The sequence below is a fragment of the Halalkalibacter wakoensis JCM 9140 genome (genome assembly GCF_000513095.1).
Classification (GTDB): Bacteria; Bacillota; Bacilli; order Bacillales; family Bacillaceae_D; genus Halalkalibacter; species Halalkalibacter wakoensis.
Window position 1 is genome coordinate 15940 of record NZ_BAUT01000044.1, and the last position, 15243, is coordinate 31182.

13 protein-coding genes, 1 tRNA gene, 1 rRNA gene and 1 pseudogene are annotated in these 15243 nt (G+C 39.8%); 3 read left to right on the forward strand and 13 right to left on the reverse strand.

Annotated features, from left to right (window positions below):
• Positions 1-3 precede the first annotated feature (3 nt).
• Positions 4-639, reverse strand: a complete 636-nt coding sequence (locus JCM9140_RS15075; RefSeq protein WP_034748247.1) for a redox-sensing transcriptional repressor Rex — start codon at positions 637-639, stop codon at positions 4-6.
• 448 nt (positions 640-1087) lie between these two features.
• Between JCM9140_RS15075 and JCM9140_RS15080 the strand changes: the two genes are divergently transcribed.
• Positions 1088-3034, forward strand: coding sequence for an ABC transporter ATP-binding protein (locus JCM9140_RS15080; protein ID WP_034748250.1), 1947 nt, complete (start codon positions 1088-1090; stop codon positions 3032-3034).
• Between the two features lie 157 nt (positions 3035-3191).
• Here JCM9140_RS15080 and JCM9140_RS15085 read toward each other — a convergent pair whose 3' ends face one another.
• The 12 genes and pseudogenes from JCM9140_RS15085 to JCM9140_RS15140 all read right to left on the reverse strand — a co-directional run bounded on the left by JCM9140_RS15085 (position 3192) and on the right by JCM9140_RS15140 (position 12368).
• Positions 3192-3590, reverse strand: coding sequence for a hypothetical protein (locus tag JCM9140_RS15085; RefSeq protein ID WP_235715372.1), 399 nt, complete (start codon positions 3588-3590; stop codon positions 3192-3194).
• Positions 3544-5730, reverse strand: coding sequence for an MFS transporter (locus tag JCM9140_RS15090; protein ID WP_034748253.1), 2187 nt, complete (start codon positions 5728-5730; stop codon positions 3544-3546). Before JCM9140_RS15090 ends, JCM9140_RS15085 begins: the two co-directional genes overlap by 47 nt.
• A 375-nt stretch (positions 5731-6105) precedes the next feature.
• A pseudogene (gene tsaD, locus JCM9140_RS15095) lies at positions 6106-7121 on the reverse strand (tRNA (adenosine(37)-N6)-threonylcarbamoyltransferase complex transferase subunit TsaD).
• Complete coding sequence (gene rimI, locus JCM9140_RS15100; RefSeq protein WP_034748256.1) at positions 7114-7578, reverse strand: ribosomal protein S18-alanine N-acetyltransferase; 465 nt, start codon at positions 7576-7578, stop codon at positions 7114-7116. The pseudogene tsaD and the gene rimI overlap by 8 nt, the downstream one beginning before the upstream one ends.
• Positions 7575-8288 (reverse strand): tRNA (adenosine(37)-N6)-threonylcarbamoyltransferase complex dimerization subunit type 1 TsaB, encoded by a 714-nt coding sequence (gene tsaB / locus JCM9140_RS15105; RefSeq protein ID WP_034748259.1) that lies wholly within the window; start codon positions 8286-8288, stop codon positions 7575-7577. The genes rimI and tsaB overlap by 4 nt, the downstream gene beginning before the upstream one ends.
• Positions 8281-8739, reverse strand: a complete 459-nt coding sequence (gene tsaE / locus JCM9140_RS15110; protein ID WP_034748283.1) for a tRNA (adenosine(37)-N6)-threonylcarbamoyltransferase complex ATPase subunit type 1 TsaE — start codon at positions 8737-8739, stop codon at positions 8281-8283. The genes tsaB and tsaE overlap by 8 nt, the downstream gene beginning before the upstream one ends.
• 4 nt (positions 8740-8743) lie before the next feature.
• Entirely contained in the window at positions 8744-9736 is a 993-nt protein-coding gene (gene thiL, locus JCM9140_RS15115) for a thiamine-phosphate kinase (RefSeq protein ID WP_034748262.1), read from the reverse strand.
• Positions 9737-9907: 171 nt separating this feature from the next.
• Positions 9908-9980: transfer RNA gene (locus tag JCM9140_RS15120), tRNA-Met, on the reverse strand.
• Between the two features lie 205 nt (positions 9981-10185).
• A 5S ribosomal RNA gene (gene rrf / locus JCM9140_RS15125) occupies positions 10186-10301 on the reverse strand.
• A gap of 113 nt (positions 10302-10414) precedes the next feature.
• Entirely contained in the window at positions 10415-11557 is a 1143-nt protein-coding gene (locus JCM9140_RS15130; protein WP_034748265.1) for a trans-sulfuration enzyme family protein, read from the reverse strand.
• Between the two features lie 23 nt (positions 11558-11580).
• A complete protein-coding gene (gene crcB, locus JCM9140_RS15135; RefSeq protein WP_034748269.1) occupies positions 11581-11958 on the reverse strand; it encodes a fluoride efflux transporter CrcB in 378 nt (125 codons plus the stop codon).
• Positions 11955-12368: a CrcB family protein gene (locus JCM9140_RS15140; protein WP_052002298.1), complete on the reverse strand. Its 414-nt coding sequence runs from the start codon at positions 12366-12368 to the stop codon at positions 11955-11957. Before JCM9140_RS15140 ends, crcB begins: the two co-directional genes overlap by 4 nt.
• A gap of 229 nt (positions 12369-12597) precedes the next feature.
• On the opposite strand from JCM9140_RS15140, the gene mgtE reads away from it, so the two are divergent.
• The gene (gene mgtE, locus JCM9140_RS15145; protein ID WP_034748272.1) at positions 12598-13962 is read left to right on the forward strand and encodes a magnesium transporter; all 1365 of its coding nucleotides are present in this window, start codon (positions 12598-12600) and stop codon (positions 13960-13962) included.
• A gap of 111 nt (positions 13963-14073) precedes the next feature.
• Positions 14074-14676 (forward strand): DedA family protein, encoded by a 603-nt coding sequence (locus JCM9140_RS15150; protein ID WP_034748276.1) that lies wholly within the window; start codon positions 14074-14076, stop codon positions 14674-14676.
• The last annotated feature ends 567 nt before the right edge of the window (positions 14677-15243 follow it).

Sequence of the window (15243 nt, forward strand, 5' to 3'; positions counted from 1 at the left end):
CTTTTACCCTGGATAATGTTTTAAAAAGTAAACCAAAGCCTGCAATTCAACAGACAGGTCAATATGGTGGACACGAACCTCATCAGGCACATCAAGTCTAGCTGGTGTAAAATTTAAAATTCCTTTTATCCCTGCTTCGACTAATTGGTCTGCAATTTTTTGTGCCGCAACTTGAGGCACCGTCATAATCGCAACCGTCACCTCTGGATCCACAACCTTTTCTAGGTCTTTTAGATGATGGATGGTTACCCCGCCAACTTCTTTTCCAATTTTATCATCATCAACATCAAAAGCCATCACAATTCTTGTGTTGTTGTTCTTTGAAAAATTATAGTGTAAAAAAGCCGTTCCTAAGTTACCAACCCCGACAAGAATCACTTTTGTTAACTCATCTTGATCTAGTGTTTTTCGAAAGAAGGATAACAAATAATTCACATTGTATCCGTACCCTTTTTTCCCAAGTGCCCCAAAATAGGAAAAGTCTCGCCTAATAGTTGCTGAGTCTACTTTGACTGCTTCACTTAGTTCCGTTGATGAAACTCTTTGTTTCCCTGAAGCAGACAAATTTTCTAAAAATCGATAATAAAGTGGTAAGCGTTTTGCCGTCGCTTGTGGAATTTTCGTTTGATCTATTTTCATCCATTGCCTCCCTCCTACTTCGTCAAGTTGGCAATTCAAGGCTAGTGTTATTGTACACTATTTCACGTAGGTTTGTAATCGGTTTACTACACTGTTCATGAAGTTGTTGAAAGCTGAATTGTGCGATACACTTAAGAGGTAAGAAACTCAAATCATTAAAACTTCAATCAGCAGTTTTTACATAAGACTGTTTCGTTGCTAGGATTATCATTTTACCTCAAAGTGAAATGGAGCGGAAGCCACTCGACTCCTGCGGGAAATAGAGGTAGGGGCGAGACCCCACAGGCGCAGCCGAGGAGGCTCGCCACCTCCTTGCGGGTGCGAGTGGCTGCAGCGCAATGAAACGAACATGAGAAGAACAGATAACCCATGAACACAAGAAATTAAGTGCAAAAAGCACTATAGTACTTTTTAAAAAGGAAAGATTTTATAGTTAGGAATGAAACCCATGATTCTATTACAATGTAACCAAATTTCAAAGTCCTTTGGGGTTGAACCCATTTTAACAAATATAAAGCTAGATATCCAAACCGGAGAACGCGTTGCCCTTGTAGGCCGGAACGGAGCTGGTAAATCGACGCTACTTAAAATCATCGCTGGTCAATTATCATACGACAGCGGACAAGTAATGATGCCAAAAGGAATCGAGCTCGGTTACCTTGCCCAAAACACAGGGCTTGAATCCTCTTTATCCATCTGGGAAGAGATGTTAACCGTTTTTGCGCCTCTTCAGAAAATGGAAAAACAACTCAGAAATATGGAACTACAAATGTCTGATCCAGAATTTATTGAGAACAACGCTCGTTACGAAAAGCTTTTAAAAGAATATGACCAACTGCAGGTCACGTTTAAAGATAAAGGTGGATATCAATATGAAGCCGATATTCGCGGTGTTCTTGCAGGGATGAATTTTGGAGATTTTGATTATGACACAAAAATTTCTACGTTAAGTGGTGGGCAAAAAACGAGGCTTGCTCTAGCAAAATTATTGTTAACAAAACCAGATCTGCTTATTCTTGATGAGCCTACTAACCATCTAGATATTGCTACTCTCACATGGTTAGAACAATATTTAGTAGGTTATCAAGGAGCTATCTTAATTGTCTCTCATGACCGGTATTTTCTCGATAAAATTGTCACTGTGGTTGTGGAAATTTCACGCACAAAGTCTACGAAGTTCACGGGAAATTATAGTAACTATCTCGATGAGAAAGCAAAACGCTATGAACTGGAAATGAAACAATATGAAAAACAACAAGATGAAGTTGCCAAGCTAGAAGATTTTGTTCAAAGAAACATTGCAAGAGCCTCCACGACAAAGAGAGCGCAAAGTCGCCGCAAACAACTTGAAAAAATGACGTTACTCGATCGCCCTGCTGGTTCAGAGAAGTCTGCAACCTTCTCTTTTACCATTGATCGACAGAGCGGGAAAGAAGTCATTCGAGCAAGCGATCTCCATGTCTCTTATGATAATCAAGATATATTTAAACAATTAGACCTTGCTGTTGATCGCGAGGAAAGTGTGGCTCTTATTGGTCCTAATGGAGCTGGAAAATCAACCTTATTAAAAGCTCTTATGAAGGACGTACCGATTCAAGATGGAATCATTCGCTTCGGCAGCAATGTTTCCATTGGTTATTACGACCAAGAGCAGGCTAATTTAAAATCAAATAAATCCGTGCTTCAAGAATTATGGGATGAACATACACTGTTACCAGAAAAAGAGATTAGGACTGTACTTGGAAACTTTTTGTTTAGTGGAGACGACGTTTCAAAACCCGTTTCGACATTAAGTGGTGGTGAAAAGGCAAGACTTGCCCTCGCTAAGCTCATGATGAAAAAAGCCAATCTCCTTATTCTAGATGAGCCGACAAACCATTTAGACCTTGATGCAAAAGAAATTCTTGAAAATGCCCTAATTGATTACCCTGGGACATTGTTATTCGTATCACATGATCGTTACTTCTTAAATCGAATTGCTACAAGGATGGCTGAACTGGAAAACGGGCAAATCACCAATTATCTTGGCGATTATGACTACTATGTCGAAAAGAAAAACGAAATGGAGCAGCGTGAGTTTTTAGCGCAGCAAGAAAAAGAGGCTAGTAACCCTTCATCTCAATCGGCTTCAGGAACAGGAAGCCAAGCTGACAAACGATCATACGAACAAGAGAAAGAAGCTAAAAAGGCAGAACGGCAACGGCAACGAAGAATCGAAGAAATAGAAACTACGATTGAGTCACTCGAAAAAGAGCTAGCTCAAAAAGAAGAAGATCTGTGTGACCCAGCTATTTATTCCGATCACGAAAAAGCACAAACGCTCCAAACCGAAATAGACGAAAGGAAAGAACAAATGGATTCCCTTATGGAAGAATGGGAAGAACTCCAAGATTAATTCAAGAGGCCAGACCCTTCAGCGAGGGACCTGGCCTTTTCTCTATAAAATTAAATTCAATTTAGTGAGATATTGCGTTAACTTTTCGTTTTCACTTAAAGCAATGCCATTAACAACAACACTTACGAAAAAAAGCCCAAAAAAGAAGAAAGCAGAGTCAGCCCTCTGCTTTCTTCGCTTGCTTTCGGTCGAGATTCCATTTAATTGTAGCGTAGACGACGAATATCCACAAAACGGGATGCGCTATATGTAATCCGATTTGCGATCGTCCACCTACCAATGTGAATAACGCAATTAGCCCGATCACATAACCAATAAAAAATAAATCATGCTCCACTAAGGGAACAGCAGCTTTTTGGTTGTTCTTTCTCGGTAACAACACTTCAGCTGTAGCCGCTGCTACAAAGCAAAGTCCGAGAAGCAGATAAATAATCGTGTTCCCGACCACTCCTCCTGTTAACACAGGAAAGTAATCTAAAGCGAGCGTAATAGCAAGCACTACTAAAACGCTAATCCTCAACCGCCTGGCTAGATTGAATCGTTTTTCCAACTGCAAAATGGTTTTCCTCCTTGCTTACAGACAACCAATAATAGTGCGCTGATACAACACAGAACATAGATGTAGCTGCAGCAACCACTCCAGAATCATTTAATAACAACAAAGCAAATGAGGCGACAACACCTGTTTGCAGAAAAAGTTGTCTGTCCTGTCCCTCTAGCTGCAGTCTTCTACGCCAAAGAATGATCGCACCCAACAAATAACTTGTGATAAATAATTGTGTCCAATTAGAATGACGGAAGATCTTTATATTCATGGCTACTTTCCGCTGAATCGTATCTGTTATATATCGAACGTCTCCACTTAATAACCGTTCAAACGCCATTCCAATATGTGTCTGTTCTCCTGTTAATTGTAGCATATATAGAAAGAGGAACAAGACGCTCATTGAAGCAGCTGCAATGGTAAACAAGAAGCGCCACGACCATCGTTTCACTAAAAATCTGTATAGGAAAAAGGAAAACGCCAATCCAGCCGAAAGAGTTGCCCCTGCATTTGTCCCAAGATTATTTTTCCCTAAGACCACTACGACTAAGAAAAAGATAGCTAGCATAAGGGAAAGAGAGAGCCCTTTATGATTCCATTTTGTAAGTGGACTCAACATCATAATAGCGGAGATCACATACACTCCCGCAAATTCATTCCCTATCCCATAATACCTGGCCCCAATAATTGGATCATACCCTAAATACGAACGTTGCATCAAAACGGAGGCCATAAAAACATCGATCGTAATTAAAAGAAAGGTCATAACACCAATCCAAAAAATAGGCTTCTCGCTCCCTTTTTCCACTACATACCCAGCTAGAAATGAGCTGGCAATTAGACTTACGACAAAGCCACTGACTCCTATCGTTTTGACTGTCCCAGATAAGGCAAGAAACCAAAATGGTGACCATAGAGCTGATAATAATAGCAATCTTGTTATGTACCGCCATGTTCTTCTTTTTTTCGTTCCAAACGATCCATAGAGAGCTGCACCAATTAACGCAACAACTAAACACGTAATATAAATCGATAATACACTAGCACGGCTTTGATAAATAAGGACAATTTCATCTATCGTTTGCAATGCTGGGGTTTTATCAACAACACCACTTTCCGTTTGTATAATCGTATTCCCAGAAAACGAATCATTCGACAATCCATATGAATTTAAAATGGTCGGGATGACATCCGTGCTACTTAATAAATATTCCTGTCTCGTTGTACCGGAATGCAAAAAACCCCCAGTCTTTTCTCCCCAATAAAAAACGGGTGCTAGCTGCTGACGTTCATCATAAGCTTGCTTATGCATCATCGGTGAAAGCAACCAAAGGTGATCGACTTCCTCACGTGCTTTCTCTACAAATGACTGTAAACGCAATAGCTGCCTGTTTCGTTCCTGTTGGAAATGAGAGTCTTCCATATAATAAGCTTGATCAAACAAACGGTATAAATCGCCCCATTCTACAACAATAAAACGAGACTCTTTTTCCCCATCTGTTGATAGTTTGTTTATAAGGTAATCCACATCCATTTCCTGCCCGTTTATCGCACCAGATTGTTTTTTGACTGCATTATTAAGTTCTCCATCCACATCGCCATTTTTATCAACAGCAAGTAAAGCCCCATATCGAATCTGTTCTTCCAATGTGTCACTATGACCATATACTTCTCTCTTAATACCTGCTAAGCTTAGTAGCTCTCCAAAGTCTCCTACTTGACCACGGTGAGTCCCTTGTTGATTTTTGTTGTTTAGCCGATGAAAATCAGGATGAATGAGTCCTTGCGTTTTATAGATCCCGGTTAATTGATACGTCCATTCATTCGCAGGAAATCCGTTCACCTCTTCTTCGATTTCATAACTATTCCAACCTTGTACTCCTACAGCCTTAACACCAGCTGCCATCGTCACCATATTATTTAAATAGGAATAAGGTCCATCAGGCCTAACATTCATTGCTCCAAAAGCCGCCTCAGACCATATGAAGCTGTCCTGCTCATTTTGGATCAACCAGTCTGCCTCGTTTATCGAGAATCCTGGAACTAAAATAACGACAATTTTCTCTGATTTTGTTTCTTCTTCTGCAAAACTGATGAAAGGAAACAAACAAATGAATAGTAGTATTGTTACGAATGTAAGCTTTCTCCACATATTCTTCATACCCTTTTGGCTAATTTTCTGACATATCCACACTATCCACATACTTATTCACAAGTAAATCCTTGATTTATATAGGGTTTAATTATTTATACACATTATCCACTAGGTTATCCACAAAAAAGTTAATAACATATTTTTTCGTACTGTTTGTAGTCTTTTTTGATTTACCCACATTGTTAACAACACTGTGGATAAAAATTGTTAACAGTATTTTTACGTTTTACGACAAAACTCTTGTCTAACCGTTCCTTTTCTTCTTCTTCTTTTTGGCAAATTTCAACATGGGTCGCTTCCATTCAGCCACAATATACAAAAAAACCACTTATCGATAGCATTTGCTCTCTTAAGTGGTTTTTATTCATATATTTACTGTTGTTCCAAATCAAGTCCAGGGTTTCCATTTAAATCATAATAAGCAAATTTTTCAGTCTTCAGCTTTACACTTGCTGCAGCCCCAATCATGGCGGCATTATCTGTACAAAGCGACAATGGCGGGATTCTAAGATCGACCTCGGTTGTGGAAAACTCTTTTTCTAACGCTTGACGTAGTCCTTGATTCGCCGCAACTCCTCCAGCTAATAGAAGCTGCTTTGCTTCGAGTTGTTCCACAGCTTTCTTTGTTTTCCCTACAAGAACATCTATGACACTCGCTTGAAAACTTGCCGCAACATCTTCCACCTTCACTTCCTCACCACGTTGTTTAAAGTTGTGTAATGTGTTAATAACGGAAGATTTCAATCCACTAAAACTAAAATCAAATGAACCTGGTTCTAACCATGACCTAGGAAAATCGATTGTTTCACTACCTTCTTTGGCTAGACGGTCAATATGAGGACCTCCTGGATAAGGCAATCCAAGCGTTCGTGCCACTTTGTCATATGCTTCACCAACTGCATCATCTCGAGTCTCTCCGATAATTTCAAAATGGCCATCTTCCTTCATATACACAAGTTCTGTATGACCACCGGAAACAACAAGGGCCAAGAGCGGGAAGGAAATTGGTTTGACGAGTTGATTCGCATAAATATGACCAGCAATATGATGGACACCAATCAGCGGGATATTATGAGCAAATGCGATTGATTTAGCTGCATTAACCCCAATTAATAACGCACCAACAAGGCCAGGGCCTTCGGTTACAGCAACAGCATGTAAATCAGCAAATGTAACGTTTGCCTCCTCCATGCTTGCTCGATGATCACTGTAATTTGTTCAACGTGATGACGCGATGCCACCTCAGGGACAACTCCACCAAAACGTTTATGGCTTTCAATTTGTGATGAGACGACATTGCTTACAATCGTTCTCCCGTTTTCGATAACGGCTGCCGACGTTTCATCACAACTTGTCTCAATGGCTAAAATTAATTCCTTTTCATTCATCTATACTCACCCACATCACTAGAGCATCCTCTAAATTATCAGCATAATAGTTTTTTCTTATGCCACCTTCTACAAAACCTATTTTTCGATAAAGGTTCTGAGCGACTTCATTCGAAACTCTTACTTCCAAAGAGAGTTTCACTACACCCATTTGTTTTAAAAAAGCGATCACGTATCGAAGCAACTTCTCACCATGACCTTTACCGCGATATTTTGAATGAACAGCCACGTTCGTGATTTGAGCTTCATCCATGACAATCCACAATCCACAGTAGCCGATTATCTCTTCTTCGACTTCATAAACTAAATAATGCGCAAATTGATTTGACGTTAATTCAGTTAAAAAAATGGATCGGTCCCAAGGGGAGGTGGTAAACGCATCATGTTCTACTTCCATGACTACGTCCAAATCCTCTACTGTCATAAAACGAATTTGTTCCTTTTTCTGCTCAATCATGAGTCACAGCTCGTTTCTTTTTGTGCTTTTTGCCAATTAACTTCGGCTTCGGCTAGTTGCAAATAATTGGGGACAAATGAGTGCACGGATTCATCCATCGTTTTCCCTTGGCCTAACCGAGCTAATTCTGAAGGTCTTGGCAAAGACATGGAACCAGTTGCAAAACAAGCCATTTCTCCAAGCCTCTCACGAATAAGTGACTCATGAAGCGACACATCTTGGCCGATAAATAACACTCGTTTATTCTGCTCTTTTACATACAGAAGCCAGTCTTCTAATAAAACAAGTCGATCATGTGCAACCTCTTTTACATCGCTACCTTCCACCTCATAATGCCCTGTATAAACTTGTCCGCGTCTTGCATCCATAATGGGAGAAATGATTCCATCGAAAAAACGACCTGTCTGAGCAAGAACCGCGACACTTGATACACCAATAACAGGTATGTTTAATGACCATGCAAGTGTTTTTGCTGTCGTTACACCAATTCGAACTCCAGTGTAAGAACCTGGTCCATTGGCTACAACAATTTTCTCAAGTTGATTCGGTTTTATTCCGACTTCTTTCATCAATTGATCGATAGCTGGCATTAGCCGAATTGAATGATTTTTTTTGATATTTGTTGTAACTTCACCTAACGTTCGTTCTCCATCTGTAACCGAAATCCCCATAACAAATGATGACGTATCAATGGCTAATGTTTTACTCATGACGCAACTCCTTTAATAACTCAACTGAACGGGGGCCTGTCGTTCGAAATACTATATTCCTGCTCATCTCTCCTTCATGAAACAATGAGATCATAAGGCGATCTTCCGGCAACTGACTTGCAATCATACTAGGCCATTCAATCACCGTTGCACCATCCCCGTAAAAATACTCTTCTAGTCCGAGGTCTTCCATCTCATCTTCCATTCGGTACACATCCATATGATAAAGAGGTATTCGCCCCTTATACTCTTTTATTATTGTAAATGTGGGACTGTTAACGACACGTTTTACCCCAAGTCCTTTTGCAAAGCCCTTTGTAAAGCTTGTCTTTCCAGCGCCGAGGTCTCCTTCAAGTGTAAGAACATCACCGGGTTGAGCTATATTTCCTAACTTCTCTGCTAGAGTCATCGTCTCCTCTGGTGACTCTGTTACTACATTCCAATCCTCCATACCTTCACCCACGCTTTTGAAAATGATTGTATCCATGTTTTTGAATTTTCTTTCGTTCATTTCCCTCTTTTATAAACACGCTAGGTTCACCAGCTTCCATAAAACCAATCTCATGAAACGGTAAGCCACTTTTTCGAAATTGTGTTGAGATTTCTTCTTTTTTCTCTTTCGGAACCGTCCCTATTAACACAAAGTCTTCGCCGCCAAACATTGCAAACTTCAACTGTCTCTCAACCGAATACTCACTCATCGCTGGATGAAGCGGAATTCTCTCTTGTTCAATGATCAGCCTTGCCTGACTAGCCTCTGCTAGTTCGTTTGCTTCACTTGCTACTCCATCGCTCACGTCATTTAACGAAATTCGCGCATTTGATTTCGCAAGAATCCTCCCTGCTTCAACATGAGGAGTTGGCTCTTGATGAGCTTTTACGAGTTGCTTTTCCTTATCAGAGAAAAGTCCATTAAACCCCTTTTCAAACAATACGTCTAGCCCAGCAGCTGAGCCTCCAACATATCCAGTTAGAAAAACAATATCATCAGCCCTAGCATCGCTTCTAAAAATAGCTTTCCCTTGTTCAACCTTTCCAATAGCTGTCACGGTTATGACAAGTGCATCATTAGACGACACCGTATCTCCGCCGATTAAATCGATCTCGTACCGTTTAGCTAACTCGTTCATCCCCTCATAGATCTCACTAAGCTCTTCTTCTGTCCAAGTAGGTGGAACGGCAACGGAAACAAGATAGTAGGTTGGAATAGCCCCCATTGCCGCTATATCGCTAATATTAATCGCCAACGCTTTTTTCCCTATCTGAAAGGAACTAAGCGTATCTTTTCGAAAATGTACTCCTTCTACCATTGTATCGACACAAACAACCTGTTCCATTTCAGACGACCCAGCATACACAGCTGCATCATCTCCTATCCCACGCACAAGGCTACTCTGATAGGTATGATCAGGGGAGATTTTTGAAATAAATGCAAACTCATCTTTCATTGTAACCGACCCTCTCACTGAAAATCATCCGTTTATAAAAAAACCTTAGGAATGTTACTACCTAAGGGTTGTCTCTCTTCTAGTTTATCTGATTTTACCTGATTGCCCAAGTCATTAGATATCATAGCAAAAGAAAAAACCGAAACATATCGTTTCGGTCTCTTCTTGGTATTGCGGGGGACGGATTTGAACCGCCGACCTTCGGGTTATGAGCCGACGAGCTACCAGGCTGCTCCACCCCGCGTCGTTATAAAGTATTCGGATGATGCTTTTCAATGAAGAATACATCTTCCTCTTCTCGCATTTCAAAGATGTTAATGCGTCGATGTTACTCGCAGTGTTTTCAACGATGTATTGCTCGTTGCTCCACCCCGCGTCGTTATAAAGTGTGTTAACTGTTTACAATAATAGTATAGTCAACATCTTTTCTTTTTATACAAAGAATTTCAGCCTGGCAACGTCCTACTCTCACAGGGGGAAGCCCCCAACTACCATCGGCGCTGAAGAGCTTAACGACCGTGTTCGGCATGGGAACGGGTGTGACCTCTTCGCTATCGCCACCAGACTATTTTCTTTGCAACAAAAATAATAATACCATGATTAAATCACACTTGCAAGCTTTTTTTAAATAAAATTTTTAAAGACTTAAAAAAGGTTTCAAGTCCTTTGATTCGGCTTTTATTTTGCCTTTTCAATCGCCTTTACAAAAGCCTCTACAATATCTCTTTCATCTTCAATCCCTACAGAAATACGAACAAGCTGTTTCCCGATTCCTAGTTCTTTTCGTAATTCATCTGGAATTGTACGGTGAGATGTACGAAGCGGGTAAGAAACGGTTGTCTCCACACCAGCAAGTGTTGGAGCAATTTTCACCCAGTCAAGCGAACGGAAAAACTGTTCCACGTTTACATGATCGGCTAAATCAACGCTAACCATTGCCCCATTCCCTTTTTCAGAAACATCTTTAGGGTAAAATACACGTTCAACTCCTTCATGTGCTTCAAGTGCTTTAGCAAGTACTTTGGCATTGTGACTTTGCCTTTCCATTCGAATACTTAACGTCTTTAACCCGCGGCAAGCAAGCCACGCCTCAAACGGACTTAAGTTGCAGCCAAGGGTAATGACTTTTCCTCTAGCTTTATTAATTAACTCCTGCTCTCCAACTAGAACACCAGCTGTTACATCACTATGTCCACCAATATATTTCGTTGCACTATGAACAACTAGATCGGCTCCAAGTGTTGCGGGCTTTAGCAAATAAGGGGTAGCAAACGTATTATCAATCATCGTCTTTACACCTTTTTCTTTTGCTAATGCGATAACTTCCTCAAGGTTTTCAACTCTTAGAAGAGGATTAGTGACAGATTCTGTGTAGATCAGAACGGTTTTATCAGTGAATGCTTCTTTTACTGTATTGATACTTTGAAAGGAAACAAAACTAACATCAATCCCAAAGTTAAGCAGTTCTTGAGCAAACAGCTGGTATGTTCCTCCGTACAAATCATCGGAAGCGAGAAGATGATCCCCAGGATTGGCAATAGCTAACACTCCTGCTAAAATAGCGGACATTCCAGATGACGTTGCTACTCCGTCGTCTGTTTCTTCTAGAAGAGCAACTCCTTTTCCAAGATCATCTGTATTTGGATTGCTATACCTTGAATAAAGGTACTCCTTTTCTCCTTCGTAAAAGCTTTCCATATCATCTAAGTCCGTGAAAACAAAAGCAGATGTTTGATAGATTGGCTTAGCCTTGCTTGCATTTCTAGAAGGTTCTTTCGTTTGAAAATGCACTGTGTTCGTATTAAAGTTCATTTCTCTCATTCATTCCATCCCCTGCTCTATTTTTACTTTGTTAAAATGAAACCTCCAACAAACATAAGAATCGATCCAACAATAGAAATGCTTATGTAAGAAAATAACGGTTTCCATGCTTTTGTTTGATACAACTGTACCGTTTCTGTACTAAAGGTAGAAAAAGTCGTAAATGCACCAAAGAAACCAATTCCAATCAACAAAAAGGCAGGCTCTTCATAGGCCCCAAGGGGAATTCCACTATAATACGTCCCATAAAAAATGCCTAATCCAAGTGAGCCAAGTAGATTGACTACGAGCATAGCAATTGGGATAGGTGGTGTTGGGAATCGTTTCATGATCGCTAATCCTACCAAGTAGCGAATAATTGCACCTATCGCTCCACCTAAACTTACTAACAGAAGGTTCATCCTCTTTCCACCCCCTGCGATTTCTTACGCTCTCCTACTTTCAAACCAAGAACGTACCCTCCTAGAGCAAAGCTAATTCCACCCAAAACCGACAAGGCCACATATCCTGCACTTAGCCACCAAGCATGCTCTAAAAAAAGAAAGACAGTGTCACTAGCAAGTGTCGACATCGTTGTAAAGCCGCCACACAGTCCAACTCCTAGACCAACTTTTATCCATTCACGAGGGATTTGAATGACAAACCAACCCGTTAAGAATCCAAGCAATAAACTTCCACCTAGGTTTTCAATTAACGTACCAATTGGATAACCAGTGGTTAACGTATAAAGATTTAAATAGTAACGAAGACTTGTGCCAATTGCCGCGCCAATTGCAATGGCTACTATATTTTTTACAATCGTTTCGTTCAAGGTTAAGTACTCCTTTATAGTACGAATAGTTTGATTTTATCGCACGAGAGAGAGTTGAGCAAGAAACTAATCTAGTAATCTGTTTTTCTCCTTTTAGGTTCCTATTGTTTTTACGGACTGAACCATTGCCAAACTTCCGCATAAAGTAAAAGAGCATAATTAAATGAATACCTCGCTAGGTGAGGCTCCTACGCTGCACTGCTGTGGTTTAATAAAAAGGAGGTCAACCATGGGGAAACTTAACAATGAGAAAAGAGAACAGTATAGAAATGATTTAATAGGATTGTTAAAGGACTGTAAGTATGCTCATTTTCGTCGGGAATTTCTCCAGTTACACCCAATTGATCAAGCAGAATTTTATGGAACGCTTGAAGAAAGTTTCCGTCAAAAGCTATACAAAGCCATTCATTCTAACGAAATGGCTGCCATTTTTCAAGCACTTGATTTTGAAGAACAGAAACATTTAGCCGTTATAGAACTTGATCAACAGTACGCAGCTAACATGTTAAATCATTTGTATGCAGATGATGCAGCCGATTTTCTCTCTCAATTAGAAGCTCATGAAGCAGAAGCCATTTTAAGAACAATGAAAGCAGAAGAGGCGAATCATGTCATTGATTTGATGTCATATCCTCCCAAAACAGCTGGTTCAATTATGACGAAAGAATTTGTTTCGATTACTTCGAATCAAACCGTCCAGCAGGTCATTGAACAGTTGCGTTTAGAAGCACCTGATGCTGAAACCATTTATTATTTATATGTAGTAAATGATGTGAAGCAGCTTGTCGGAGTTCTTTCCTTACGTGACTTACTGACAGCGTCGCCCAATGAAGTCATTGAACATTTGATGAGTTCAAGGGTTATATCAATTGAGTCCACTTCTGATCAAGAAGAGGTTGCCAAGTTAATTAAAAAATACGACCTCTTAGCAGCTCCTATTATAAGTCCAAATCGAACATTATTAGGAATAGTCACAGTCGATGATGTAATGGATGTTATAGAAGATGAAACAACTGAAGACTTAGGGGAGTTCTCCGCTTCACGCGGGGCAACCGACGTAAATCTTTCAGCTTTCCAAGCAGCAAAATTACGTTCACCTTGGATTATTATGCTTATGTTTTTCGGACTGATTACAGCTGGTATCATTGATCAATATGAAGAGACATTAGAGCAAATTGTCCTTTTGGCTGCTTTTATTCCATTACTAATGGATTCAGCAGGTAATACCGGTACCCAGTCTCTAGCCGTAGTCGTTCGCGGGCTAGCTCTTGGTACCATAGAGAAGAAAGGCCTCCTTCGTACACTACGAAGAGAGTTTAGCACAGGACTCATGATTGGATTGTTGTGTGCCCTAGTTTTAGTGCTCATCATTCCACTGATTTATGGAAATGTCATTCTAGCAATCATTGTTGGGGTTTCTGTTTTTTGTTCGTTAAGCATTGCCACTGTTATTGGAGCAATTGTCCCATTAATTATTAATAAGTTAAAACTAGATCCAGCTATTGCATCAGGGCCATTTATTACAACAATAAATGATATTTTAGGTTTATTAATTTACTTCTCTATTGCTACTAGTTTACTTCAATATTTATAATAAAGCAGTTCATATCTGAGCTGCTTTATTCTGTATTTTTCATTTCTAATCTCGTTTCCTAACTGAAAATTCGTTATAATAGGACTAGTCTCTTTTAGTTAGGAAGATCATATGGAAATAGTAAAGTACTTAATTTTTGAATATGGATATTTCGGAATTTTCATTGCACTAATCGGTGGAATAGTAGGTCTTCCTGTCCCAGATGAGGTATTATTGCTCACCATTGGATACTATGCATATCTAGGGAGAATCAATCTTTTGACGGCACTCATAAGTTCATATCTCGGTGCCATTATCGGAATTACGATTAGCTACTTACTTGGAGCGAAATTAGGTCTTCCTTTCCTGTTAAAATTTGGTCCAAAGTTACGTTTGACACATAAACGAATTGAAAAAGCCCAGCAGTTGTTTTCTAAGCATGGGGCTTGGCTCTTAATCATCGGTTATTTTATCCCTGGAATTAGGCATGTTACTGGTTATTTAGCCGGAATTTCTCGTCTAAATTTGCGCGTTTTTATGCTTTGTTCGTATATTGGGGCCTTCTTTTGGGTCATCGTCTTTGTTTTATCAGGTTATGAGCTTGGGATTAGGTGGTATTTTATTAAGCAATCATTTGAGACACATAAATTTTTAATTTATTTTGCATTGTCAGGTCTATTAGCGGTTATTGCTGTTTTGTTCTTTTTTAAGTTTAGATGGTGGAAAAAGGACTAAGTCGAGGATTCATTGTTCTTGAAAGTTCTTTCGATAATAAGAATGCCAGTGAACTGTTTTTCATCAGGGAGATGAAGGACAGTTTTTTTGCTTTTTTAAGCTATCTACTTTCAACTCCTTTTAAACTATTTTAATTATGTGCAACGATGATTATTTTGTAGAGATAGCCAATTGGTATGTAGAATTTGAGTTAGATAAGAGTTTAAGTTTCGACATTGAATAAATGAAACTAGTTCATAGTTGGCTAGGTTCGGACTCGATTTAGCTTTTGGTGCTTCATCTTGTCTGAAGATGGGGTGGGTTCGGACAACTTTCTCCCTTTCTCTTTCATTTCTGTCAGAAGGGAGCTCTTCTTCGGACAGCTTTTTTCCCTTTTCTTTCATTTCTGTCAGAAGAGAGCCCTTCTTCAGACAACTTCTTCCCCTTCTCTTTCATTTCTGTCAGAAGAGAGCATGATGAGTCTTCTAAAAAGGTACTCATTTTGTTACCCTCATCGGCTTATTCAAAGAAGATGCTGTTCTCCGGAACAGCGCTCTTCTGCGCCTTGAGCGTATTGTTTATGCGCAT